The organism is Prevotella sp. E15-22, assembly GCF_023204875.1.
Classification (GTDB): Bacteria; Bacteroidota; Bacteroidia; order Bacteroidales; family Bacteroidaceae; genus Prevotella.
In genome coordinates this window covers 1,847,212-1,872,932 of the sequence record NZ_CP096247.1, presented here as the reverse complement: position 1 = coordinate 1,872,932, position 25,721 = coordinate 1,847,212, and the positions used below count along the sequence as shown (strand labels likewise).

The window sequence follows — 25,721 nt, the reverse complement described above, 5'->3', positions numbered from 1 at the left end:
CAAATTTATTTGGATTTTTCCAGAAATGGCGGTGATTGTATGAAACTGACGTGCAGTGGTTTGTGCGAAATGTCCTTTTTCTCTAGAACATTTGGCAGTTCGAAAAGATATTCGTAACTTTGCACCCGATTTTAAATTGATAATGCATGAAAGAACTGAAAGCAGCCCTCTTTGATTTGGATGGGGTAGTATTTGATACCGAACCTCAGTATACCGTCTTTTGGGGGAGTCAGTGCAGATTGTATCACCCAGAACATCCTGGTCTCGAGCATGAGATTAAAGGCTCTACGCTCGATCAGATTTACGATAAATGGTGGAATGGTGAACTCGTAAAGGAACGTCCTGTTGTGACGCAGCGCTTGAATGAGTTTGAGGCTCAAATGGATTATTCTTACATCGCAGGCCTGCAGGCTTTTATTGACGATCTACATCGTCATGGCGTTAAGACAGCTGTGGTAACGAGTAGCAATCTGCCAAAGATGGAGAGTGTCTATAAAGCGCGTCCTGATTTTAAAGATCTATTTGATGAGATTTTAACAAGTGAGGATTTCGCAGAGAGTAAACCTTCGCCCGACTGCTATTTGCGTGGAGCGGCACGTTTTGGTGCTAAGCCTGAGGAGTGTGTGGTGTTGGAGGATAGCTTCAATGGGTTGAAAAGTGGTCGTTCTGCTGGCATGTTTGTCGTAGGGCTGACAACCACGAATAAAGAAGAAGATATTAAGCTGCTGTCTGATGTGCAGATGGTTGATTATCAAAACATTAATTATAATAAGTTAAAGAGATTATGGCAGGATATCTAGTGAGCGATGAGCGCAAAGTAACCACCCACCGCTTTATTGAAATGAAGCAAAAAGGTGAGAAGATTTCAATGCTCACCTCCTATGATTTTACAACGGCAGGCATTGTAGACCGTGCAGGTATCGATGGTATCTTGATAGGTGATTCAGCCTCGAATGTGATGGTCGGAAATTCCACTACATTACCCATGACTGTCGATCAGATGATTTATCATGCCAAGGCTGTAACACGTGCTGTGAAGCGTGCCTTGGTGGTTTGTGATATGCCATTTGGTTCCTATCAGACGGGCGTGCACGATGGTGTGGTAAACGCTATCCGTATCATGAAAGAGAGTGGTTGCGATGCCTTGAAAATGGAAGGCGGTGTGGAAATTCTTGATACCGTTAAAGCTATTCTGGATGCAGGAATCCCTGTGATGGGGCATCTTGGATTGACCCCTCAGAGTATTAATAAGTTTGGTACGTATGCTGTACGTGCTAAAGAAGAGCGCGAGGCTGCTAAACTGCTAAGTGATGCCAAGGCCTTAAGCGAGGCAGGTTGCTTTGCTATTACATTGGAAAAAGTTCCTGCAAAACTGGCAGAGCAGGTGACAAATGAAATCAATGTGCCTACTATTGGCATTGGTGCAGGTGGCGGTTGTGATGGTCAGATCTTGGTTGTGGCCGATATGCTTGGTATGAACCAAGGATTCTCACCTCGTTTCTTGCGCCGCTATGCTGATCTGAATACCGTGATGACCGATGCCATTGGTCAGTATGTCACGGATGTGAAGAGTGGCGACTTCCCCAACGAAAGTGAAAGTTATTAAATGAATACACAGAATACAACGGTACATATCAGATTGTGGCACAGAGAGTTCTGGCTGATGTCAATAGCCAATCTCTTGCTGTCGATGGCTGTCACAATGCTTATCCCTACCTTGCCTCTGTGGATGATGCAGGCGCTGCATTTCTCCAGAGAGGAAGTGGGTCTCATCATGGGGGTCTTTGCTGTAGGTTTGTTTTTGCCAGGCGTATTCTGTTCGTATTTAGTTCAACAGCGTCGACGTAACTTGGTATTTGTCTGGTGCGTCTTGCTGCTTGGTTTATCAATGGTGCTACCCATGCTCTCGCTGCCATTCTTTAATCGTCCTTTGGTGGTTGGTATGTGGCGTTTGGCACAGGGCGCCTTTTTTGGTCTAGCACAGATGGTCTTGACGTCAACGCTGATTATTGATACCTGTGAGAGTCATCAGCGTACAGAGGCCAACCATTCGGCCACGTGGTTTGGTAGGTTTGCCTTGTCTCTTGGTCCCATGGCTGGTTTGTTGCTCATAGCCTTGTCAAGAGCCCTCTGTCCTTTGCATTTGGAGAATGGGTGCGAGAGTAATCTTCTTTTCTTGAATGTAGCCTTTATATCACTTGTCTGCTGTCTTGTGGCCGTGATTTTGGTGTTGATGATTCATTTCCCCTTCCGTGTGCCTGAGGATGGCGTGCGTCTGATTAGTCTTGACCGATTCTTCCTGACGTCAGGCTTCCCCCTCTTTCTGAATCTGATTTTAATCACAGTACCCATAGGCATGCTGATGTCCATGCGTGTGCCAGCCAACTCCTATGGTATGGTTATGATAGGTTTCCTGCTGGCATTACTCGCCCAACGTTTCGTATTCCGTAATGCTGAACTGAAGAGCGAGGTGGTTACGGGACTCATCCTCATCTCCACAGCATTGATCATCCTTCTGGCTTCGCGTTTGTCTCCCCTCACCACGCCTCTCTTGGGCTTGGGCTTGGGCATCGTTGGAACGCGATTCCTTTTGTTCTTCATCAAACTCAGCCGCCATTGTCAGCGAGGAACATCGCAGAGCACTTTTATGCTGGGTTGGGAGAGTGGTTTGGCACTTGGCGTAGGCCTTGGCTACTATTGCTTTGCAGATAATGTACAACTCATGCTGAGTATCGCGTTAAGTCTCGTCTTACTTGCTTTGGCGATGTATGTAGTCTTTACTCATCAATGGTTTGTAACTCATAAAAACCGATAATAATCAACTTACAATCAACTGATATGAAACAATTTAACGACAAGAATTTCGTACTTGAGACAGAGGTGGCTCAGGATCTTTATCACAATCATGCGGCAAAGATGCCTATTATCGACTACCATTGTCATCTTAATCCAGAAATGGTAGCCAACAATCATCAGTTTAAGAGTATCACAGAACTGTGGCTTGGCGGCGATCACTATAAATGGCGTGCCATGCGTACCAATGGTGTCGACGAGAAGTACTGTACGGGTAAGGACACCAGCGATTGGGAGAAATTCGAGAAATGGGCCGAGACCGTGCCTTATTGCTTCCGTAATCCCTTGTATCACTGGACGCATCTCGAACTGAAGACGGCCTTTGGCATCGATAAGCTGTTGAGTCCAAAGACGGCGCGCGAGATCTTTGACGAGTGCAACGAAAAACTGAAGCAACCTGAGTTCTCGGCTCGTGGACTCATGAAACTTTATAATGTGGAGTGCGTTTGTACTACAGACGATCCTGTTGACGACTTGCATAATCATATTGAATATGCACGTCATAAGGCTGCCGATGATCCCGTAATGATTCCAGCATGGCGTCCTGACAAGGCCATGAACATCGAGAAGTCAGACTTCGCTAAGTATGTCGAGCAGTTGGCCGAGGTGTCTGGAGTGAACATCGTGAAGTTTGCTGATATGATTGATGCTCTGCAGAAACGTCACGACTTCTTTGCTGAAAATGGTTGTAAATTGTCAGACCATGGTATTGAGGAGTTCTATGATGAAGACTATACCGATTCTCAGATTGAGACCATCTTCGAGAAGGCCATGCGCGGCCAACAGCTGTCAAAGTTGGAGATTCGTCAGTTTAAGAACTGCTTCCTGACACGTATGGCCGAGATGGATGCCGATGCCGACTGGACGCAGCAGTTCCACTATGGCGCCATTCGCGATAACAACACACGTATGTTTAATGCACTTGGTCCTGATACTGGCTTCGATTCTATTGGTGAATTCAGCACGGCTAAGGCCATGTCGAAGTTCCTCAACAACCTTGAAATGGAAGGCAAACTCACGCGGACCATATTATATACGTTGAATCCTTGTGCTAACGAGGTTATTGCCACTATGCTGGGCAACTTCCAGGGTGGCGAGCCAGGCAAGATTCAGTTTGGTTCAGGCTGGTGGTTCAACGACCAGATGGACGGCATGACCAAGCAATTGAATGCCCTTTCTGTTTTGGGATTGCTGAGTCGTTTCGTGGGTATGCTCACTGACAGTCGTTCGTTCCTCAGTTATCCTCGCCATGAGTACTTCCGTCGCATTCTCTGTAACCTCTTGGGTAATGACGTAGAGAAAGGCTTGTTGCCTGACGACCGCGAGACCTTGGCACGTATGGTGGAAGATATTTCATACAATAACGCTCGTCGTTATTTCCGTTTCTATTAAGAAATTAAGGGAGTCGTAAAAAAACTCCCTTATTTTTTTTTATATTTCATTTTTTTGAAGTAATTTTGCAGCCGGTTTTAAAAATAGACTTGATATGTGTGGAATCGTAGGATACCTTGGCACTCGTGATGCCTATCCCATCCTGATAAAAGGCTTACGTCGATTGGAATATCGCGGCTATGACAGTGCTGGTGTAGCAATGATAAACAGCGACGGCAACCTGAACGTTTATAAAACCAAAGGAAAAGTTGATAATCTTACGGAATTCTGTACTGACAAGGATGTCAGTGGTAGCATAGGTATTGCTCATACACGTTGGGCCACCCATGGCGAGCCCTCTTCACGCAATGCTCACCCCCATTATTCTGAATCACGTAACCTGGCCATCATTCATAATGGTATCATTGAGAACTATGCCGATATCAAGGCTAAGTTGATTGAGAAGGGTGTTACCTTCCAGAGTGATACTGATACAGAGGTACTCGTTCAGTTAGTGGAATATGTGATGAACCAGAAGAACCTTGACCTGGTTCAGGCTGTTCAGGTAGCGCTCTTCCAGGTTATTGGCGCTTATGCCATAGCCATCATAGATAAGCGCGATCCCAAGCAGATTGTCGCAGCACGTAAGCAGAGTCCATTGGTAGTTGGTATTGGCGAGAATGAATTCTTCCTGGGTTCAGATGCCAGTCCCATCATTGAATATACAGATAAGGTTGTCTATTTGGAAGACGGCAATATCGCAGTCATTCGTCTTGGCGAGGAGCTGAAGGTTATCAGTATCCTTGGCGAGGAGCAGAGCTTGGCTGTGAAGACCGTTGATATCGACCTTGGTCAGATAGAGAAGGGTGGTTATCCACACTTCATGTTGAAGGAGATCTTTGAGCAGCCAGAGTGCTTAACCAACTGTATGCGTGGTCGTGTGAATGTTGAGGCCGACCATGTAACGTTGAGCGCTCTGATAGACTATCGTCGTGAGTTGCTGAATGCCAAGCGCGTGGTTATCGTGGCTTGTGGCACCTCATGGCATGCAGGCTTGATTGGTAAACAGATCATCGAGTCGCTTTGTCGCCTCCCTGTCGAGGTTGAGTATGCCTCAGAGTTCCGTTATCGTAATCCCGTCGTTGGCAAGGGAGACGTGGTGATTGCCATCTCACAGAGTGGTGAGACAGCCGACACCCTTGCTGCCGTACAGTTGGCAAAGGAGCGTGGTGCATTCATCTATGGCGTATGTAATGCCATCGGCTCAAGTATTCCACGTGCCACAGATACTGGTACGTATATCCACGTTGGTCCAGAGATTGGCGTGGCTTCAACCAAGGCTTTTACTGGTCAGGTAACTGTACTCACCATGATTGCTTTGGCCATGGGTGAGGCAAAGGGTACCATCAAGCGCGAAGAGTATCTCAGTATCGTGAAAGGACTGAGCGAGATTCCTACTAAGATTCAGGAAGTGCTGAAGACTAACGAGAAAGTGGCCGACTTGGCTCGTACCTTCACCTATGCCCACAACTTCCTCTACCTGGGTCGTGGCTATAGTTATCCTGTAGCTCTTGAGGGTGCGTTGAAGTTGAAAGAGATTTCTTATATCCACGCCGAGGGTTATCCAGCGGCCGAGATGAAGCACGGTCCTATTGCTCTGATTGACTCAGACATGCCTGTCGTGGTTATTGCCACACACAATGCCATGTACGAGAAGGTGCTTTCTAATATTCAGGAAATTAAGGCCCGTCAGGGTAGGGTGATTGCATTGGTTACAAAGGGCGATACCACCATTTCGAAGATTGCCGACGAGGTGATCGAGTTGCCTGAGGTGATGGAGTGCTTAGAGCCCTTGGTGGCTACTATCCCTCTACAGCTATTGGCCTATCATGTGGCTGTTTGCAAAGGTAAGAACGTCGACCAACCAAGAAATTTGGCCAAGTCTGTTACTGTTGAATAATTTAAGGGCGATTCGTTATTAAACGTTTCGCCCTTCTTTTTAAGATAATACGCAAGATTGTAATTATAGGAAATGAGAGATGTAACATTGGTTCTGCAGGACGGAACAACATTTAAAGGAAAAAGTTTTGGCTACGAACAACCTGTGGCTGGTGAGGTGGTTTTCAACACCGCAATGATGGGATATCCAGAGAGCTTGACGGACCCCTCATATGCTGGTCAGTTGATGGTACTCACTTTCCCATTGGTGGGAAACTATGGCGTGCCCAAGTTCTCATTCGAGGACAATGGCCTCCCCACCTTCATGGAGAGTGACAAGATCTATGCATCGGCCATCATTGTGAGCGACTACAGCGCCACAGGCTATTCACACTGGAATGCTAATGAGAGTCTGGCCGATTGGCTGAAGCGCGAGAAGGTGCCTGGCATCACAGGCATTGACACACGTGCATTGACAAAGGTACTCCGTGAGCATGGTGTGATGATGGGTAAACTGGTCTTTGATGGAGCTGAGAACAACGGCAGTGCTGCCGACCTCTCTGCAGAAGACTATGGAAGCATCAACTGGGTGGCTCGTGTCTCTTGTAAGGACATCATCCGCTATAATGAGGGCGTAGGCAAAAAAGTTGTTTTGGTTGACTGTGGTGTCAAGGCCAACATCATCCGCTGTCTGGTGAATCGTGGTGTTGAGGTTATCCGCGTTCCCTGGAATTACGACTACACTTCGATGGACTTCGACGGTCTCTTCCTGGCCAACGGTCCTGGCGACCCAGATATGTGTGAGGATGCTGTGAACATCATCCGCAAGCAGATGTCCATGAGTCGCAAGCCCATCTGTGGTATCTGCATGGGCAACCAGTTGCTGGCCAAGGCAGGTGGCGCTTCAATCTATAAGTTGAAGTATGGTCATCGCTCACACAACCAGCCTGTGCGTGAGGTAGGTACCAACCGCTGTTACGTCACCAGTCAGAATCATGGTTATGCCGTGGATGCATCAACGCTGGGAAAAGACTGGCGCGAACTCTTTGTGAATATGAACGATGGCTCGAACGAGGGTATCTGTCACCAGACCAACCCCTGGTTCTCAAGTCAGTTCCATCCTGAGGCCTGCTCAGGTCCTGTTGATACGGAGTTTATGTTCGACCGTTTTATTGATGCATTGTAAGAAAGGAATAATTAAAGGAAAACAAAGACGATGAGAGATAACAATATAAAGAAAGTGCTACTGTTAGGTAGCGGCGCGTTGAAAATTGGTGAGGCTGGCGAGTTTGACTATAGTGGTAGTCAGGCCCTGAAGGCGTTGAAGGAAGAAGGCATCAAGACGGTGCTTATCAATCCTAACATCGCCACCGTTCAGACCTCAGAGGGTGTGGCCGACCAGGTTTATTTCTTGCCTGTTCAGCCTTACTTCGTTGAACGCGTCATCGAGAAAGAGCGCCCTGATGGCATCCTGCTGGCCTTTGGTGGTCAGACAGCTTTGAACTGTGGTGTGGAACTCTATCAGAGTGGCGTACTCGAGAAGTATAATGTCAAGGTGCTGGGCACCCCCGTTCAGGCCATCATTGATACTGAGGACCGTGAGCTCTTCGTCAAGAAGCTCGACGAGATTGGTGTGAAGACCATCAAGAGCGAGGCCTGCGAAACCATCGAGCAGGCTCGTCAGGCAGCCGCCAATCTGTGTTATCCTGTCATTCTTCGTGCCGCTTATGCACTGGGTGGTCTGGGTTCTGGCTTCTGCGACAACGAGGAAGAACTCAACAAACTGGCCGAGAAAGCCTTCGCCTTCTCACCCCAGGTTCTAGTCGAGAAGTCGCTGAAAGGTTGGAAGGAGATCGAGTACGAGGTGGTGCGCGACCGTTACGACAACTGTATCACCGTGTGTAACATGGAGAACTTCGACCCCTTAGGCATTCACACTGGCGAGAGTATTGTTATAGCACCCTCACAGACACTCACCAACAGCGAGTATCACAAGCTGCGTGCACTGGCTATCAAGATCATCCGTCACATCGGCATCGTGGGCGAGTGTAACGTGCAGTATGCCTTCGACCCTGAGAGCGAGGACTATCGCGTCATCGAGGTGAATGCTCGTCTCAGCCGTTCTTCTGCGCTGGCCTCTAAGGCCACTGGCTATCCTTTGGCTTTCGTTGCTGCCAAGCTTGGTATGGGATACGGCCTCTTCGAATTGAAGAACAGCGTGACCAAGACTACGAGCGCCTTCTTTGAGCCTGCGCTCGACTATGTTGTATGTAAGATTCCTCGTTGGGACCTGTCTAAGTTCCATGGTGTCGACAAGGAGTTGGGCTCATCCATGAAGTCTGTAGGCGAGGTGATGGCCATCGGACGTACCTTCGAGGAAGCCATCCAGAAAGGCCTGCGTATGATTGGTCAGGGCATGCACGGATTTGTCGAGAACAAGGAACTGAAGATTGCCGATATCGATGCCGCCCTGCGCGAGCCGACAGACAAGCGTATCTTCGTCATCTCGAAGGCTATGCACATGCCTGAGTATTCTATTGACAGAATCCATGAGCTCACCAAAATCGACAAGTGGTTCCTGCAGAAGTTGCAGCACATCATCAATATCGACGAGCAGTTGAAGAAGCAGAATGTCAACACCCTCGATGCCGACCTGCTTCGCCAGGCCAAGGTTTATGGCTTCACCGATTTTCAGATTGCACGCGCTCTGCATCTCGAGGGCGAGTATGGCAACATGCACAAGGCCCTGATAGTGGTGCGCAATCGCAGAAAGCAGTTGGGCATTTTGCCAGTGGTTAAGCAGATCGACACACTGGCTGCCGAGTATCCTGCGCAGACCAACTATCTGTACGTCACCTATTCAGGTGTCAGCAGCGATATCCAGTACGAGAACGATAAGAAGAGCATCATCGTCCTTGGCTCTGGTGCCTATCGTATCGGCTCCAGCGTTGAGTTCGACTGGTGTGGTGTTCAGGCCCTGAACACCATCCGTAAGGAAGGCTATCGCTCTGTCATGATTAACTATAACCCTGAGACTGTGTCAACAGACTACGATATGTGCGACCGTCTGTACTTCGATGAGTTGACCTTCGAGCGCGTGATGGACATCATCGACTTCGAGAATCCTCATGGCGTCATCGTCTCAACGGGTGGACAGATTCCTAACAACCTGGCCATGTATCTCGACGAGCAGCGCGTACCCATCCTTGGCACACAGGCTCAGGATATCGACGGTGCTGAGGATCGTGCCAAGTTCTCACAGATGTTGAACGAACTTGGTGTCAACCAGCCAGAGTGGAGCGCCTTGACCTCTATGGACGATATCAACGCCTTTGTCGAGCGCGTTGGCTTCCCCGTCTTGGTTCGTCCCTCTTACGTGCTCAGTGGTGCAGCCATGAACGTCTGCTCAAACATGGACGAGCTCGAGCGCTTCCTGCAGTTGGCCGCCAACGTTAGTGAAGACCATCCTGTCGTGGTGTCGAAGTTCATTGAGAACGCCAAGGAAATCGAGATGGACGCTGTAGCAAAGGACGGCGAGATCATGGCCTACGCCATCAGCGAGCACATCGAGTTTGCTGGTGTGCACTCAGGCGATGCCACCATCCAGTTCCCTCCCCAGAAGTTGTATGTCGAGACTGTTCGCCGCATCAAACGCATCTCACGTCAGATTGCCAAGGCCCTCCATATCAATGGTCCGTTCAACATTCAGTATATGGCTCGCGAGAACGATATCCTTGTCATCGAGTGTAACCTTCGTGCCTCACGTTCATTCCCCTTCGTTAGTAAGGTGCTGAAGCTCAACCTCATCGACCTGGCCACCAAGGTGATGCTGGGTCTGCCCGTCGAGAAGCCAGAGAAGAACCTCTTCGACCTCGACTATGTAGGTATCAAGGCCTCACAGTTCTCGTTCAACCGTCTGCAGAAGGCCGACCCAGTGCTTGGTGTCGACATGGCGTCAACAGGCGAGGTGGGATGTATTGGCGACAATACTGATACAGCCCTGCTCAAGGCCATGCTCAGTGTTGGTCATCGTATTCCCAAGAAGACCGTCCTGCTGTCTACAGGTGGTGCCAAGCAGAAGGCCGAGATGCTCGATGCCGCTCGCATGCTAGTGAACCACGGCTATGAGCTCTACGCCACCAAGGGCACCAGTCAGTATCTCTCTGACAATGGCATTACTAATACCTTGGTGCTGTGGCCTTCTGAGGAGGGCGACAAGAAAGATACACCCTCAGCCTTGGAGTTGCTGCACAGTCACAAGATCGATATGGTTGTCAATATTCCCAAGGACCTGACCACCCACGAGTTGACCAATGGCTACAAGATTCGTCGTGCAGCCATCGACCTCAATGTGCCCCTCATCACCAACGCCCGTCTGGCAGCAGCCTTCATTCAGGCCTTCTGCAATGTGGGTATCGAGGGCATCGGTATCAAGGCTTGGAACGAGTATAAGTAAAACACAATCGGTTAATTTATTCATACTTTCCTTGTATGGATGCGAATTATTTAGTAATTTTGCATCTGTACAAGGAATTTTCTATGAAGATATATCCACTTTTGTTCGAACCTAATCTCCACACAGTGGTGTGGGGAGGCGAGCGTTTGTGCCCCTATAAAGGTCTGCTGCAGTCATCCGAGTCCGTTGGCGAGAGTTGGGAGGTGAGTGCCGTTCCGTCCAGTCCCAGTATCATTGCCAATGGTGCGTATGCTGGTCGCGATCTCATATCCGTTGTCAGCGAGCATCCAGAAGCCATCCTTGGTAAGGCCGTATGCGAGAAGTACCATGGTCAGTTGCCCCTTTTGGTCAAGTTCATCGACGCCAAGCGCGACCTCAGCATACAGGTGCACCCAGACGACGCCATGGCCCAGCGTGTGCATGGCAAGATGGGCAAGAGCGAGATGTGGTATATCATCGACGCCCAGCCAGGCAGTTTCCTGTATGCCGGCTTCAAGAAAGAGATCACCCCAGAGGAATATAAGCAACGCATAGCCGACGGCTCTATTGTCGAGGTCCTGGCGCGCCACGAGGTACATGCTGGCGATGTGTTCTATCTGCCTGCAGGACGTGTGCACGCCATTGGTAGTGGCATCCTCCTGGCCGAGGTGCAGCAGTCGTCCGATGTCACCTATCGCATCTTCGACTACAACCGTCCAGGTATGGATGGCAAGCCACGCGAGTTGCACACCGAATTGGCAGCCGAGGCCCTGAACTACCATGTGGAGGACGAGTATCGCACCCTCTATTCCTCTGTTCAGAATAAAGCCAACCTCATTGTCAACTCACCATATTTCAGCGTGCGTGTCACGCGTACGGAAAAACCCTTCCATCGCAACCTGCTGAAATACGACAGTTTTGTGATAACCATGTGCATCTCAGGCGATTGCGAACTATATTTTCGCCAGTCGGGCGAAAAGCTGTTACTCAAAGAAGGTCATAGCTGTCTGATTCCTGCCTCACTGGCCGACTACGACGTGGTGCCCCTTCAGGGACAGACACGTGTGCTCGACGCCTTTATCGACAATATGGATAAGAGTCTTGTGGGTCAGGTAACGCGTTTCCTCCATATCACGGCATAGAAACGATAGGGTAGAAAGACCGTTAGAAAAAACAAGAAAGAACAATGATAAAAACAGGAGAGCAGTTAATAGCTGCTCTCTCTCTTTTTCATCCACACATGCAAGGCCACGCCCCCAATCACCAGCGCTAACGGCGTGAAAGTGATGAAGTTGACAAACGTGAAGTGCAGCAGTTGGAGCGTTGCAAACAGCAAAACGCCTATCAGGATGAGCGCGAAGCCCCCATATTTAGCTATAAATTTCATATAAATCGTTAAATTTAGTGCAAAAGTACAAAATAATTCGCTGCCGATGATACATAATCCATTATTTTTTTGTACCTTTGCACCCGCAAATTGCAAAAATAACATTATTTAATTTTTTAAAAGTAGTATGAATCAGTACGAAACCGTTTTCATTTTAACTCCCGTTTTGTCTGACGAGCAGACAAAGGAAACGGTCGCTAAGTTCAAGAAGGTTCTCACCGACAAAGGTGCTGAAATCGTGAACGAAGAGGCCTGGGGATTGAAGAAACTGGCTTACCAGATTGAGAAGAAGACCTCTGGCTTCTATTTCCTCATCGAGTTTAAGGCTGAGCCAGAAGTGATTAAGACATTGGAGACCGCTTATCGTCGTGACGAGAAGGTGATTCGTTTCCAGACTGTTAAATTCGACAAGTTTGCCGCTGAGTATGCTGAGAAGCGTCGCAACAAGTTCGGTAAAAAAGAGGAGGCTTAAACTATGGCAGAACAGAGTGAAATCCGTTATTTGACTGCTCCTTCTATCGATACGAAGAAGAAGAAGTATTGCCGTTTCAAGAAGAGCGGTATCAAGTATATCGACTACAAGGATCCCGAGTTCCTGAAGAAGTTCCTGAACGAGCAGGGTAAGATTCTGCCCCGTCGCATCACAGGTACCTCTCTGAAGTACCAGCGTCGTGTGGCTCAGGCCGTTAAGCGTGCACGTCAGATTGCATTGCTGCCTTACGTAACCGATTTGATGAAGTAAACAAAGGAGGACGCAAGAATGGAATTGATTTTGAAAGAAGATGTTATCGGCTTGGGATTCAAGAACGATATCGTGAATGTAAAGTCTGGTTATGGCCGTAACTACCTGATTCCTCAGGGCAAGGCTGTGATTGCTTCTCCTTCTGCTAAGAAGATCCTGGCTGAGAACCTGAAACAGCAGGCTCACAAGTTGGCTGCTCTGAAGGCTGCTGCCGAGGAGAAGGCTGCCGCTTTGAATGGCGTGGCTCTGACCATCGCTGCAAAGGTGAGCGCTACTGGTCAGCTCTACGGTTCTGTTACTAACATGACCGTTGCTGAGGAGCTCGCTAAGCTCGGCAAGGAGGTTGATCGCAAGATCATCGTCCTGAAGGATATTAAGAAGGTAGGCGATTATGTTGCAGTTGTTCGCTTCCACAAGGAGGTGAGCGCAGAGATTCCTGTAAAGGTTGTTGCTGAGGGTGCACAGCTCGAGGCTGCTCCTGCTGCTGAGGCTCCCGTTGCTGAGGCCGAGGCTCCTGTTGCAGAGTAATTATGCTGTAAAGCAATTCGTTTATTATAACATTAATCCTGGTTGTTCTTTGAACAATCGGGATTTTTTTTTGTCTTCACAGTCATGAGTTCATCATAGTTGAGCGAGGGTGAACTATATATACAAAAGCAAAGCGGATGAACCTGTGGTCCATCCGCTTGAATTTCTGTTACGCTTTCTGCGGTACTGAAATTACTCAGCAACAACTGAGTCAGCAGCCAGAGTGTCAGCAGCCAGAGTGTCAGCAGCCAGAGTGTCAACCTCAGCAACCTCAACTGAATCAGTAGCAACCTCCTCGGCAGCCTTGTTACCATTACCACAAGCTACAAACATAGCAGCTACAGCGAACATAAATGCAATCTTTTTCATTTCTTTGCTTTTTTAAATCTGTAAAACAATCATTTGTTAATTAAAACGTTGCAAAGGTAGACATTTTTTTAATACGATGATACTTTTTTTTCGATTTTTTTTAGGGTGTTTTTGTAACATTTTTGTAACTTGCTGAAAATCAGTGAAATACCAAATGTTAAAAATAGTATAAAAACTACACTCAACTGAAAAAGCGGCAGAAATGCGTAATATTTGCTGTTTTTTGTGTACCTTTGCGGAAACAAATAAAGATACATATTTTATTTATGATAGATACATCGGCCTTTCAAGGAAAAACGGCTAAATATTTCACGCTTGGATGCAAGTTGAACTTCTCTGAGACCTCCACCTTTGCGCGCATGCTCCAGGAGATGGGCGTTCGCACGGCGCAAAAGAGCGAGCAGGCAGACATATGTCTCATCAACACCTGTTCAGTTACAGACGTAGCCGATCACAAGTGTCGCCAGGCCATTCATCGTCTGGTACGCGAGAACCCAGGCTCGTTCGTTGTTGTCACAGGTTGCTATGCCCAGCTTGAGGCCGAGACGGTGAGCAAGATCGACGGCGTGAGTCTGGTACTTGGAGCCAACGAGAAAGCCAGTCTCATCCAGTTCCTCTCAGATGCCTTTGTCAATCGCGATGCGAGTGAAGCATCACAGGGACAGAACGGCGAAGGCAAAGCGCAAGCCAAGTTCATGGCCCAGAAGACCAAGGACATCAAGACCTTCTCGCCCTCGTGCTCGCGAGGCAATCGCACCCGTTATTTCCTGAAAGTACAAGATGGCTGCGACTATTTCTGCACTTATTGCACTATTCCCTACGCACGCGGCTTCAGTCGAAACCCCTCCATTGCCTCGTTGGTAGAGCAGGCCCAGCAGGCCGCTGCTGAAGGAGGCAAGGAGATTGTGCTCACAGGCGTTAACATTGGCGACTTTGGCAAAACCACAGGCGAGCAGTTTATCGACCTGGTGAAGGCCCTCGATAGAGTAGAAGGCATTCAGCGCTATCGCATCAGCAGTCTTGAGCCCGATTTGATGAGCGACGAGCTCATCGACTATTGCGCTCACGACAGTCGCGCCTTTATGCCCCATTATCACATTCCCCTTCAGAGTGGCAGCGACACCGTCCTGAAGTTGATGCATCGTCATTACGACCGTCAGCTCTTTGCCGACAAGATTCTGCATATCAAGGAAGTGATGCCCGATGCCTTTATCGGCGTCGACGTGATGGTAGGCTGTCGTGGCGAGACCCCAGAATGCTTCGAGGAAACCTACGAGTTCCTCCAGTCGCTGCCCGTCACCCAGTTGCACGTCTTCCCATACTCCGAGCGCCCAGGCACCTCGGCCCTGAAGATCAACTATGTGGTCTCAGAGCGCGATAAGAAGTTGCGCAGCAAGCGCCTCCTGGAACTCTCAGACCAGAAGACCCACGACTTCTATCAGCAGTTTGTGGGCACCACCATGGACGTGCTCTTCGAAAAAGCCCCACGAGGCCGTGCCATGCATGGCTTCACAAATAATTATGTACGTGTAGAACTGTCGCCTGCCGATGCCCGTCCTGAGTACGACAACCAGATTCTCAAGGTGCGCCTGGGTGAATTCAATGCCGCAGGAAATGCGCTGAAAGGAGAGGTGATTTAGTTGATAGTTGATAGTTCATAGTTTATAGTTCATAGTTTATAGTTCGTAGTTCATAGTTTATAGTTAAGAATTGATGGAAAAGAAAGTAGCAGTAGTGATTTTGAACTGGAATGGCGCCGACATGCTTCGCCAGTATCTGCCCACCGTGCTCGAGTATTCGCGCGACGAGGCCGAGGTCTATGTGGCCGATAATGCATCGACAGACGAGAGCGTCGAACTGCTCAAGACCACCTTTCCAGAAGTAAAACTCATCGTTCTCGAGCGCAACTGGGGCTTTGCCGACGGTTATAACAAAGCCCTTGCCCAGATAGATGCCGAATACTATCTGCTGTTGAACAGCGATATCGAGGTGACCAAGAATTGGCTCACGCCCCTCATCACCTTTATGGATGCCCATCCAGAGGTGGCCGCCTGCCAACCCAAGTTGCTCAGCATCTTCGAGCGCCAGAAGTTCGAGTATGCAGGAGCCAGTGGCGGCTATCTCGATCGCTATGGCTATCCCTACTGTCGTGGTCGCGTGTTCGATGTGCTCGAAGACGACAAAGGACAGTACGACGAGCCCACCCAGATTCATTGGGCCACAGGAGCAGCCCTTCTCGTGCGCTCGCGTATATATAAAGAGGTAGGCGGACTCGATGGCCGTTTCTTTGCCCATCAGGAAGAGATCGACATGTGTTGGCGCATGCGCATTCGTGGCTATCAGCTCTATAGCATCCCCCAGAGTAAGGCCTATCATGTGGGTGGTGGCACCCTGCCAAAATCCAGTCCCATGAAGACCTATCTAAACTTTAGGAATAATCTAACGATGCTCTATAAGTGCTTGCCGCAAAGCGACTTATCGCGCGTGATGATAGTCCGTTTCTTCCTCGACTACCTGGCCGCTTTCCAAACCCTTCTGCTCAAGCGAAATGTGGCCGACTTCAAGGCCATTTGTCGTGCGCGTCGCGACTTCAAGCGATGGAAGAAAGACTTCGAGGCCGACCGCCAGCACATTCAGCAGAGTAGGGCACAGGGCGTCGTTGACTATACCCCCATGCTCCTTCTTTGGCAGTATTATGCCCATGGCCGACGCACCTTCGACCAGTTGCCCAAGTAACGCCAGCTCGAGGCATATAACCAAAAAAGTGATTACTCGTGGTGATAAGGCTCACCCTTGATGATGGTGCACGCCCTGTACAGCTGCTCAGTAAACACCAGTCGCACCATCTGATGTGAGAACGTCAACTTCGACAGCGACAGTTTTTCGTTTGCCCTTTCATACACAGCAGGCGAAAAACCATAAGGTCCACCAATCACAAACACCAGTCGGCGTGCCTTGTTCTGCATCTGTTCCAGCCAGGCCGCCATCTCGATGCTCCTGAACTCCTTGCCATGCTCGTCCAGCAGCACCACCGTGTCCGAAGGCTGAATCTGCTTCAGGATCAAGTCGCCCTCCGCCTTCTTCTGCTGCTCCTCCGTCAAGTTCTTTGTGTTCTTCAGTTCAGGAATCGTGATGATGTCGAACGGCATATAATGGCCAATGCGCTCAGCATAGTCGTTGATGCCAGCCACAAAATGCTTGTTCACCGTTTTGCCCACCAGAATCAAGTTAGTCTTCATACTCCTCCTTTCTTTTAGGGTTCATAGGAAACCATCCACGCTTCACTCGCTTTCTCTGTTCAAACAGTTCGCCAATGGTCCACAGTGCCGAAGCCCCCACCACGCCAATCACAGCCGACACCACTTCGTTGCTCGTAAACAGCGCAGCCACGATGCAGGCGATGCCCAGCAGCAGGAAGAGCCACCAATAGCGTGTGCCTGTGTGATATTCAACCTTGATGACGATAGGGTGGAAGATGCCAATGACCAGAAAAGTGGATATAGCTATGATAATGCCTGTGAAATACATAATTAAATTTTTTGTTGGTTTGCAAAGTTACGCATTTTTTTCGATAACCATGCAGCCCTATCGGGATTTTTTTTGTACCTTTGCAACTCGAAAACGAAACTTAAGAAAATACGTACATATATGGGAAAAGTAATCTTGACGGGCGACCGTCCTACTGGTAAGTTGCATCTGGGCCATTTTGTTGGCTCATTGCGCCGTCGTGTGGAACTGCAGAACGCAGGCGACTACGACAGGATGTTTGTGTTCATGGCCGATGTGCAGGCCCTTACTGACAACGCCGACAATCCTGAGAAGATACGTAACAGCGTGACGCAAGTAGCCCTCGACTATCTGGCTGCAGGCCTCGATCCCCAGAAGTGCACCCTGTTCATTCAGAGCGGCATCCCTGAGTTGGCCGAGCTCACCACCTACCTGATGAACCTCATCACCGTGAGTCGTGTTCAGCGCAACCCCACCGTTAAGACCGAGATTAAGATGCGTGGCTTTGGTGGCGAGAGCATCCCCTTGGGCTTCTTCTGCTATCCCGTTTCTCAGGCAGCCGACATCACCCTGTTCAAGGCCACAACCGTTCCTGCCGGCGAGGACCAGGAGCCCATGCTCGAGGTAACACGCGAGTTGGTGAACCGTTTCAACAACACCTATAGTCCCAACAACCCCATCCTCGTTGAGCCCAACATCATGCTGCCAGAGAACCTCACAGCACGCCGTTTGCCAGGCACCGATGGCAAGGAGAAAATGTCAAAGTCGCTGGGCAACTGCATCTACCTCTCCGACTCAGCCGACGAGGTATGGCAGAAAGTACGCTCTATGTATACCGACCCCACCCACCTCAACGTCTCAGACCCAGGTCATGTAGAGGGCAATGCCGTCTTTACATACCTCGACGCCTTCTCAACCGACGACGACTTCAAGAACTTCTGGCCAGAGTATCAGAACCTGGACGAGCTCAAGGAGCACTACACCCGTGGTGGACTGGGCGACATGAAGTGTAAGAAGTTCCTCAACGAGGTGCTCAACCAGTATTTGGAGCCCATGCGCCAGCGTCGTGCCGAGCTCGAGAAGGACATCCCTGAGATCTACAACATCCTGCGCAAGGGCACAGAGGCTGCTCGCGAGGTTGGTGCTCAGACCATGAGCGAAGTACGCAAAGCCATGCAGATCAACTACTTCGACTAATCTCTAATCTAACGATAACGTAATCAAAAAGAAAACTGGCGAGTCTGAGTGACTCGCCAGTTTTTCTTTTATCTTCCTTAGAACGGCATCGGCCCGTTGGGCGCACCAGCAAAGGGATCATAGCCCTCAGGCAGGGGCATAGGTCCAGAGCCGTCCACCTTCGACTCCATCAGTTGGCCATGACTGCTCGACGACAATCTTCCCTCCTCAGGATTCTCGAAGCGCGTAAACTCGCCACGGAAGTTCAGCAGCACGTCGCCCGTCGCACCCTTACGATGCTTTGCAATGATAATCTCGGCCATTCCGTGCAGGTCGCGACCCTTATCATCCTGGAAGATGTGATAATACTCAGGACGATGCACAAACAGCACCATATCCGCATCCTGCTCGATGGCACCCGACTCACGCAGGTCGCTCAGCTGCGGACGCTTACCTTCCAGTCCCTCACGACTCTCCACACCACGGTTCAACTGCGACAGCGCCAGGATGGGAATATCCAGCTCTTTGGCCAGTCCCTTCAGCGAACGCGATATCGTTGACACCTCTTCCTGACGGCTCGAGAAGCGCATGCCGTTGGCGTTCATCAGCTGCAGATAGTCAATCATGATAATCTTCACGCCATGCTCACGCACCAGTCGGCGAGCCTTTGTTCTCAACTCAAACACAGACAGTCCAGGCGTGTCGTCCACATACAGCGGTGCACCAATCAGGTCGTTCACACGCTTGTCCAGTCGGTCCCACTCGTCAGGCTGCAGTTGTCCGTTCAGAATCTTCTTACCCGATATCTCGCAGGCGTTCGAAATCAAACGGTTCACCAGCTGCACGTTCGACATCTCGAGCGAGAAGAACGCGATGGGAATACGGTGGTCGGCCGCAATGTTCTTAGCCATAGACAGCGCGAAGGCCGTCTTACCCATGGCCGGTCGTCCAGCAATAATCACCAAGTCGGAAGGCTGCCATCCACTCGTCTTGTCGTCCAGTCCAGTATATCCACTTGTGATACCCGTCAGTCCGTCCGTATTGGCAGCCGCCTTCTGAATCACGCTGATAGCCTGACTCACCACAGGGTCAATCTGCGTGTAGTCCTTCTTCATGTTCTTCTGCGACAGTTCGAAGAGCGAGCCCTCGGCCTGCTGCATCAGGTCGTCCACGTCGATCGTCTCGTCGAAGGCCTTCGTCTCGATGTCGCTGGCAAACGATATCAGCTGTCTGGCCAGCGATTTCTGGGCCACGATGCGCGCATGATATTCCACATGGGCCGACGAAGCCACGCGCGACGAAATCTCAGCAATATAGGCCGGTCCGCCAATCTCCTCCAGATGTCCCTGCTTGGCCAGTTGTTCCGCCACGGTCAGCACGTCCACCGGCTGTTCGTTCATCGACAGTTGCTGGATGGCACTGTAAACGATTTGGTTTCTGGGTTCGTAAAAACTCTCAGGGCGCAGAATCTCGCAAACCACGGCATAGGCATCCTTGTCAATGAGCAGTGCGCCCAGAACGGCGCGCTCCACGTCCAGAGCCTGTGGCTGCAAGTGAGCGTAAGTATTGTCGACAGACGGCTGTTTGCGTGTCTGTCTTCGTGCGTTAGAAGTCTGCTGTGGCATAAAATCTTTTTGTTTTGTGATGCAAAGGTAATCATTTTTTTTGGATGAATAGGGTAGTGGCGAAAAATTTTTTAAAACTGAGTTAAACTTTAAATATCATAACGCGTCAAAAGTTCAGTTGAATAAACCAAAACAAGCAATAATGAAACGACTTCTATTCACCATGGCCGTCATTTTCTCGGCCCTTTCAATGCAGGCTCAGCGCACCATTAGTGGTACTGTGGTCGAGGGCGACACACAAGAGTCTGTCATTCAGGCAACTGTAACCTTGTTAAAATCAGACAGTTCCACCGTTCGCAATGCTGTGACTAACATGAATGGTCAGTTCTCCATGACTGCCCCTTCCGATGGCAAGTACATCGTTCGTGTCACCTATGTGGGCTACAAACCCCTCTACAAGAACATCACCATGGCAGGCAAGGCCATCAACCTGGGCAAGCTCACCATCAATCCTGATGCCGTGATGCTGAAGGGTGCCACCATCACCTCTCACCTGGCCAAGGTGCAGTCGAAGGGCGACACCCTGATCTTCAATGCCGACGCCTATCGCACCCCTGAGGGCTCAGTGGTCGAGGAGTTGGTGAAGCGCATGCCAGGTGCCGAGCTCGACGACGATGGCAACATCAAGATCAATGGTAAGACCGTCACCAAGATCAAGGTCGATGGCAAGGAGTTTGGCGACTCAAAGACAGCGTTGAAGAACCTGCCCACCTCGATTATTGAAAAGGTACGCGCATACGATGAGAAGAGCGACTTGGCTCGTATCACAGGTATCGACGATGGCAACGAGCAAACCGTGCTCGACTTCGGCATCCGTGCAGGCATGAATCGTGGCACCATGATGAACGTCGACCTGGGCAAGGGCACCAAGGATCGCTATACAGGTCGTTTGTTTGGCATGTACATGCGCGACGACTATCGCGTCATGGGTATGCTCAACGCCAACAATACCAACGACATGGGTATGGGTGGCGGTGGCGGCCGACGCTTTGGTGGCGGCATGGGCATGGGCGGTGGCGGCCTCAATGCAGCCAAGACCGGCATGATCAACCTGAACTACGAAAAGACCGACCTCATTATTGCACAAGCCAGCGTCAACTTCAACCATCGCGATGGCGACTCATGGTCGCGCCGTTCAAGCGAGAACTTCGTAGGTTCAACCTCTTCGTTCCAGAACTCTATCAACCAGAACTATTCTCGTTCTAACAACTGGAGCGTCACTGGTCGCGTGGAGTGGACACCCGATACCCTGTGGAACATCTCATTCCGTCCCAACTGGAGCTTTGGCACCAACGACGGCACAGGCAACAGCACCTCGGCCACGTTTAATGCCGATCCCTACGACATCGTAAACGAACAGATTTCTTCAGCCATTATATCTGAGCTCTTGAAAAATACTAATTCTAACGGTGATGACGTTTATAGCAAGTTGCGTGATATTGCTGTCAACGGTTCAGCCAACAAGTCGCTCACCTATGGCGAGAACAAGCGCTTGGGTGGTACTCTCCAGATTAACCGTCTGCTCAACGGCCGTGGCCGCAACATCACCATCCAGTTGACTGGTAACTATAGCGACAACGAGAACAAGCAGTTGTCTAACAACTTCACTCGTCTGTTCAAGAGCACCACCACCTTTAATGGCGTCAGCGGACTGGACAATTATCAGACCAACCGTTATACCCTGGCGCCCACCAAGTCGTACGACTATAGCGCACGCGCCACATATAGCGAGCCAATCGCCTACGCCACGTTCCTGCAGTTCAGCTATACCTTCCAGTATCGCTACAACGAGAACGACCGTAAGACGTTCGACTATTCAGACCCCTTGCTCAGTGATCCAACCAGGGGCTACGACTGGACAGGCGTCAATCCTTCATATCGCAGCTGGAGCGACTACTTCGACCTTATCAACCCAGGCTATTCTCCCTCTACGGGCGACACTTTCTGGACCAAGAATCAGAGTCAGTATTCTGAATATACCAACTACATCCACACTGGCGAGGTGATGTTGCGCTTCATTCGCAATACCTACGACTTCAACGTTGGTGTGCAAGTGATTCCTCAGAGATCACACTATAATCAGGACTACTTAGGTCAGTTGGTCGACACCGTCATTAATGTCGTAAACTGGAGTCCTTCTGCCAACTTCCGCTGGCGCTTCTCTCAGCAGGGCAACCTTCGCTTTGAGTATCGTGGCAGCACCAGTCAGCCTTCTCTGTCTCAGTTGCTTGTTCTTGATGATGATACCAATCCTCTGAACAAGACCACAGGTAACCCTAATCTGAAGCCTTCGTTCACCCAGAGCTTCAACCTGCGCTATAACGACTATTTCCAGGCTCACCAGCGCTTCATCTTCGCCAACCTGAACTTCTCGACCACATCGAATAGTATTGCGAATAGAGTGGAATATAATGCAGAAACTGGTGGACAGACCTCAATGCCTGTTAACATCAACGGCAACTGGAACGCAGGTGGTAACATCACCTTCAACTCGGCCATCGACTCGCTGGGCTACTTCTCATACAACATCTCTTTGAACGAGAACTACAACCACCGTGTGGGCTATGTCGCTAAGAACAATGAGTCACTTCGCAACGTCACCAACTCACACAATATGGGTGGACGCCTGGGCACCAGCTATCGTAACGACTGGTTGGAAGTCGAGCTCAACGGCTCTTTGAACTACAACTACACTCGCAACGAACTTCAGCCTCAGTCAAACCTCGACACCTACACCTTCTCTTACGGCTTCAACACCACGCTGCAGATGCCTTGGGGCTCACAGGTCACCACCGACCTCAGCATGAACAGCCGTCGTGGTTATACTGACGCTTCGATGAACACCAACGAGCTCATCTGGAACGCCCAGATCTCTCACAGTCTGCTGCGTGGCAAACCACTCACGCTCACCCTGCAGTTCTACGACATCCTGGGTCAGCAGTCTAACTTCTCGCGCACCATCTCAGCCATGGCCCGTACCGATAACGAGTACAACGCCGTTACCAGCTACGTGATGTTCCGTGCCAGCTATCGTCTCAACCTCTTCGGCACCCGTCAGTCTCGCATGGGCATGGGCATGGGTATGGGCATGCCAATGGGTGGCGGCTTCGGTCCTGGCATGGGCGGCGGCAACCGTGGTGGTGGAAACCGTGGCGGTGGAAACCGTGGCGGTGGTGGCGGCTTCGGCGGCGGACGTCCTATGGGTGGCGGCTTTGGCGGCCCAGGCATGTTCTAAACACGTCTAATTACAACCCTAAGATATACGACTTAGGCCAACGCAAAAACGCATAATGGAAAGACCCTGGCAATAGGATGAGGAGCCAGGGTCTTTTTTTTGTATAATTGAAAAATTAAAAATCCAAATGAATCTTCTCTTAATTATATAACTGGATCCATTTCGCCATCTCGTTGAGCGCCACGAAACGGTAGCGCTGCGAGGTCACTGGAACAGGGGCGTAGGTGAAATGTCGAGCCTCTGCCTTGCGCATCAACGTCTCTTCGACAGCCGCTTGGATATCACTGTCCAGGAAAGCCTGCTCAGTAGGTTCAAGCAGCAATAACTGCCCCCTAGAACAAGCCTCGAAATAAACCCCACCAGGCTTGAAGAAACGCTCGTGTGGCGACCCCTCCTTTGGAAAACCAGCGTTGAGTAGCACCACCAACGGATAGCCCTGTTCTCGCATCGTTCGTGCGATGAGTTGCTCGCCCTTGCTGATAGCCGCTGTATAGGTAACAGCCCCATTATGCGCAGCCGCCAGCACCATTCGCAGTCGTTCCTGCACCTCCTCGTCAGTGGCGCTTCGCGATATCTCCACCACCTGTCTGTCAGGCCAGTCCAATAGGAAATGATTGCCCATTGAAGTGAACAGCAGTCCAGCGACCCCTGTCTGCCTATGCAAACGGAAAAGGTCAGGGTTGTGCCTTTTTATCCACAGTCGCCGTGGGTTGTCCTTCACATAGTCAATCATTCGTCGCAGCTGTCCAGGCGCATGCAGTATTCGCTCATGATAATAAGCAGGGTTCTGCTCCCAGATGCTGCCCCTGTTCGCAAAAATGCGAGCGAAATGCATGGGCGCGTCCTCGCCATCCACACCAGCGGCGCGCCCGTTGCCCTCGCCCTGCACGCCCCCGTTGCCCTGCGCTCCAGCGGCGTTCTCGTTTTCGTTCCCATTCACTCCAGCGGCGCCCCCGTTGCCCTGCGCTCCAGCGGCGCGCCCGTTTTCGTTCCCATTCACTCCAGCGGCGCGCCCGTTGCCCTGCGCTCCAGCGGCGTGCCCGTTTTCGTTCCCATTCACTCCAGCGGCGTTCTCGCCGCTGCTCATATACATCTCCTTATACACCTTTGTGCAGCCGCTTTTGAACCCACGCACAACAGCACCGATGCTCTGCGGCAGCTGCTCCAGCACCTGAATCACCAGATGCACATGGTCGGGCATCACCTTCAGCGCCAGCACCTTCAGGGCGAACCCCCTTTCAGCATAAAACAGCGGCAGCCCATTCAGCATCGCATACACACGACGACCAAAGGAGTTCAGCCTCACGAAGGCCGTCTCTGCGTTCTCGCCCGCCAGTGTTCCAAACAGCGGATAGCGATCCTCCACAGGCAGCGTAAAATGATAGATAGCACGCCCCTTATAGTCCCATCCGTTTTCACGGTGGTGCCTCATGGGGTCAGCCGGCCTCCGTTTCCATTGTCCTTCAGTCATCGTTGTTCAGCCTTCTCCTCTTTTATCAGTTCCTCCACGTCTTTCTTTAGGTTTTGATATCGCAATTTGCGACATCAAAACTCCCTCCTGATGATTATCTATGATTATAGCATCGCCAAGTCAGAATCAAACATTACTCTTTGTCCTCTGACGGTACGAATCAGACTCTCTATATTAAAATCTTTAATTGGTAACGGTTTAATAATCTCAGCCATCTTGGACTGGTCGCAATTTGCGACCACCTTCTTTGACTCGTCCTCAATCTTCTTACCTTTCTTCGCCATTTGTCGTTATTGCGCAGTTTAAATTTTCTGACTGCAAAGATACAAAAATCCACTTATTAAGCCTAAACGGATTAATTATTTTTGAAAAAAAATTATCTAAAAAAGGTGGCCGTTTTATGACAGCCACCTTCTTCTATTTTCATTTTTCCAAATGATATGCCGATATGCCGATATGGGTAGGGATTTAGCAATGGCCATCTCGCTGCACAACAATCGACTGTCAAAAATAAACTATTCTTGTTTATATTCGCTTTTCGATTGCAATAAACGCGCTTTCCTTTCCTCACGCGCCAGTCGAATTTCCTCATTAATTTCGTCCAGTGTGAGCTCAGGTCTGTCGCTGGCAGCAACCATATTTTTGAATTCACGGAATTCCTTCAAGGCTTGCGTCTGCACAGCCATAAAGGGTGCAGGATTCTCTTTCTCGGCCACCTTCACCACTTCAGCATTCAAGGCTGCTGAAATCTTGCAGATAGTAGCCATCGTCAGGTTATGAGTACCAGAAAGCCATCTGCTCACCTCTGTCTCAGTCTTACCCATCAGGCGAGCAAAATCCTTCTGCGACATGCCCTTTGCCTCAAGGATATCGTAGATACGGTTTGCGATAGCAACAGACAGTTCCATCTGCAATTTCATTTCTGGCGAGATTGTACTTCGAACCTCATCCATGATAGCGTTAGTCTTCATAAACAGATTCCTTTTCTTCTTCGTTTATAAATCTGCTGCAAAAATAAACATAAAAGTTGATTCCTCCAAATATTTGCTATCAAACCATAAAATAATTCGCAAAAATGATAATT

Annotated in this window: 23 protein-coding genes; 15 read left to right on the top strand and 8 right to left on the bottom strand. The window is 49.9% G+C overall.

Translation table 11 applies throughout. The annotated features are described in order from the left end of the window. The first annotated feature begins 146 nt into the window (after positions 1 to 146). The 8 genes from M1D30_RS07665 to M1D30_RS07630 all read left to right on the top strand — a co-directional run bounded on the left by M1D30_RS07665 (position 147) and on the right by M1D30_RS07630 (position 11,739). Entirely contained in the window at positions 147 to 800 is a 654-nt protein-coding gene (locus tag M1D30_RS07665) for an HAD family phosphatase (protein WP_248502623.1), read from the top strand. Further along, positions 785 to 1,606 (top strand): 3-methyl-2-oxobutanoate hydroxymethyltransferase, encoded by an 822-nt coding sequence (gene panB, locus M1D30_RS07660; RefSeq protein WP_248502621.1) that lies wholly within the window; start codon positions 785 to 787, stop codon positions 1,604 to 1,606. The genes M1D30_RS07665 and panB overlap by 16 nt, the downstream gene beginning before the upstream one ends. After that, positions 1,607 to 2,815, top strand: a complete 1,209-nt coding sequence (locus M1D30_RS07655) for an MFS transporter (protein WP_248502619.1) — start codon at positions 1,607 to 1,609, stop codon at positions 2,813 to 2,815. A 23-nt stretch (positions 2,816 to 2,838) separates the two neighbouring features. Further along, the gene (uxaC, locus tag M1D30_RS07650) at positions 2,839 to 4,245 is read left to right on the top strand and encodes a glucuronate isomerase (protein WP_248502617.1); all 1,407 of its coding nucleotides are present in this window, start codon (positions 2,839 to 2,841) and stop codon (positions 4,243 to 4,245) included. Positions 4,246 to 4,339: 94 nt separating this feature from the next. Further along, a complete protein-coding gene (gene glmS / locus M1D30_RS07645) occupies positions 4,340 to 6,184 on the top strand; it encodes a glutamine--fructose-6-phosphate transaminase (isomerizing) (RefSeq protein ID WP_248502616.1) in 1,845 nt (614 codons plus the stop codon). A 72-nt stretch (positions 6,185 to 6,256) separates the two neighbouring features. After that, a complete protein-coding gene (gene carA, locus M1D30_RS07640) occupies positions 6,257 to 7,348 on the top strand; it encodes a glutamine-hydrolyzing carbamoyl-phosphate synthase small subunit (RefSeq protein ID WP_248502614.1) in 1,092 nt (363 codons plus the stop codon). Between the two features lie 30 nt (positions 7,349 to 7,378). Beyond that, positions 7,379 to 10,618 (top strand): carbamoyl-phosphate synthase (glutamine-hydrolyzing) large subunit, encoded by a 3,240-nt coding sequence (carB, locus tag M1D30_RS07635; RefSeq protein WP_248502612.1) that lies wholly within the window; start codon positions 7,379 to 7,381, stop codon positions 10,616 to 10,618. An 83-nt stretch (positions 10,619 to 10,701) separates the two neighbouring features. Beyond that, complete coding sequence (locus M1D30_RS07630) at positions 10,702 to 11,739, top strand: type I phosphomannose isomerase catalytic subunit (RefSeq protein ID WP_248502610.1); 1,038 nt, start codon at positions 10,702 to 10,704, stop codon at positions 11,737 to 11,739. A gap of 65 nt (positions 11,740 to 11,804) precedes the next feature. Here the strand turns inward: M1D30_RS07630 and M1D30_RS07625 are convergent, their stop codons facing one another. Continuing rightward, positions 11,805 to 11,984 carry a hypothetical protein gene (locus M1D30_RS07625; RefSeq protein WP_248502608.1) on the bottom strand — a complete coding sequence of 60 codons (180 nt, stop codon included), beginning with the start codon at positions 11,982 to 11,984 and terminating at the stop codon, positions 11,805 to 11,807. Between the two features lie 127 nt (positions 11,985 to 12,111). On the opposite strand from M1D30_RS07625, the gene rpsF reads away from it, so the two are divergent. From rpsF to rplI, 3 genes are read left to right on the top strand one after another with little or no spacing between them, the layout of a single operon-like run. After that, positions 12,112 to 12,456, top strand: a complete 345-nt coding sequence (gene rpsF, locus M1D30_RS07620) for a 30S ribosomal protein S6 (RefSeq protein WP_248502607.1) — start codon at positions 12,112 to 12,114, stop codon at positions 12,454 to 12,456. Positions 12,457 to 12,459: 3 nt separating this feature from the next. Continuing rightward, the gene (gene rpsR / locus M1D30_RS07615) at positions 12,460 to 12,726 is read left to right on the top strand and encodes a 30S ribosomal protein S18 (RefSeq protein ID WP_013064765.1); all 267 of its coding nucleotides are present in this window, start codon (positions 12,460 to 12,462) and stop codon (positions 12,724 to 12,726) included. 18 nt (positions 12,727 to 12,744) lie between these two features. Beyond that, positions 12,745 to 13,254, top strand: a complete 510-nt coding sequence (rplI, locus tag M1D30_RS07610; protein ID WP_248502601.1) for a 50S ribosomal protein L9 — start codon at positions 12,745 to 12,747, stop codon at positions 13,252 to 13,254. Positions 13,255 to 13,446: 192 nt separating this feature from the next. Here rplI and M1D30_RS07605 read toward each other — a convergent pair whose 3' ends face one another. Further along, on the bottom strand, positions 13,447 to 13,623 hold the full coding sequence (locus M1D30_RS07605; RefSeq protein WP_248502600.1) for a hypothetical protein: 177 nt from the start codon (positions 13,621 to 13,623) through the stop codon (positions 13,447 to 13,449). Between the two features lie 266 nt (positions 13,624 to 13,889). Between M1D30_RS07605 and mtaB the strand changes: the two genes are divergently transcribed. Next, the gene (gene mtaB, locus M1D30_RS07600; protein ID WP_248502599.1) at positions 13,890 to 15,263 is read left to right on the top strand and encodes a tRNA (N(6)-L-threonylcarbamoyladenosine(37)-C(2))-methylthiotransferase MtaB; all 1,374 of its coding nucleotides are present in this window, start codon (positions 13,890 to 13,892) and stop codon (positions 15,261 to 15,263) included. A gap of 73 nt (positions 15,264 to 15,336) precedes the next feature. After that, positions 15,337 to 16,359, top strand: a complete 1,023-nt coding sequence (locus tag M1D30_RS07595; RefSeq protein ID WP_248502597.1) for a glycosyltransferase family 2 protein — start codon at positions 15,337 to 15,339, stop codon at positions 16,357 to 16,359. Positions 16,360 to 16,391: 32 nt separating this feature from the next. Here M1D30_RS07595 and rlmH read toward each other — a convergent pair whose 3' ends face one another. Together rlmH and M1D30_RS07585 are read right to left on the bottom strand one after the other, a co-directional pair. Beyond that, complete coding sequence (rlmH, locus tag M1D30_RS07590) at positions 16,392 to 16,862, bottom strand: 23S rRNA (pseudouridine(1915)-N(3))-methyltransferase RlmH (protein ID WP_248502596.1); 471 nt, start codon at positions 16,860 to 16,862, stop codon at positions 16,392 to 16,394. Beyond that, positions 16,852 to 17,151, bottom strand: a complete 300-nt coding sequence (locus M1D30_RS07585; protein WP_248502594.1) for a DUF4491 family protein — start codon at positions 17,149 to 17,151, stop codon at positions 16,852 to 16,854. The genes rlmH and M1D30_RS07585 overlap by 11 nt, the downstream gene beginning before the upstream one ends. Before the next feature lie 120 nt (positions 17,152 to 17,271). Here M1D30_RS07585 and trpS point away from each other — a divergent pair, with 120 nt between their 5' ends. Then, positions 17,272 to 18,327, top strand: coding sequence for a tryptophan--tRNA ligase (gene trpS, locus M1D30_RS07580; protein ID WP_248502593.1), 1,056 nt, complete (start codon positions 17,272 to 17,274; stop codon positions 18,325 to 18,327). Positions 18,328 to 18,404: 77 nt separating this feature from the next. Here the strand turns inward: trpS and dnaB are convergent, their stop codons facing one another. Then, positions 18,405 to 19,931, bottom strand: a complete 1,527-nt coding sequence (gene dnaB / locus M1D30_RS07575; RefSeq protein WP_248502592.1) for a replicative DNA helicase — start codon at positions 19,929 to 19,931, stop codon at positions 18,405 to 18,407. A 142-nt stretch (positions 19,932 to 20,073) separates the two neighbouring features. Between dnaB and M1D30_RS07570 the strand changes: the two genes are divergently transcribed. Beyond that, positions 20,074 to 23,166 (top strand): TonB-dependent receptor, encoded by a 3,093-nt coding sequence (locus M1D30_RS07570; RefSeq protein WP_248502590.1) that lies wholly within the window; start codon positions 20,074 to 20,076, stop codon positions 23,164 to 23,166. Positions 23,167 to 23,305: 139 nt separating this feature from the next. Here the strand turns inward: M1D30_RS07570 and M1D30_RS07565 are convergent, their stop codons facing one another. The 3 genes from M1D30_RS07565 to M1D30_RS07555 form a co-directional block, all read right to left on the bottom strand. After that, positions 23,306 to 24,637: a transposase gene (locus tag M1D30_RS07565; protein WP_248502589.1), complete on the bottom strand. Its 1,332-nt coding sequence runs from the start codon at positions 24,635 to 24,637 to the stop codon at positions 23,306 to 23,308. A 104-nt stretch (positions 24,638 to 24,741) separates the two neighbouring features. Next, a complete protein-coding gene (locus M1D30_RS07560; protein ID WP_248502587.1) occupies positions 24,742 to 24,921 on the bottom strand; it encodes an ORF6N domain-containing protein in 180 nt (59 codons plus the stop codon). Positions 24,922 to 25,152: 231 nt separating this feature from the next. Then, positions 25,153 to 25,608, bottom strand: coding sequence for a helix-turn-helix transcriptional regulator (locus tag M1D30_RS07555; RefSeq protein WP_248502585.1), 456 nt, complete (start codon positions 25,606 to 25,608; stop codon positions 25,153 to 25,155). Between the last annotated feature and the right edge of the window lie 113 nt (positions 25,609 to 25,721).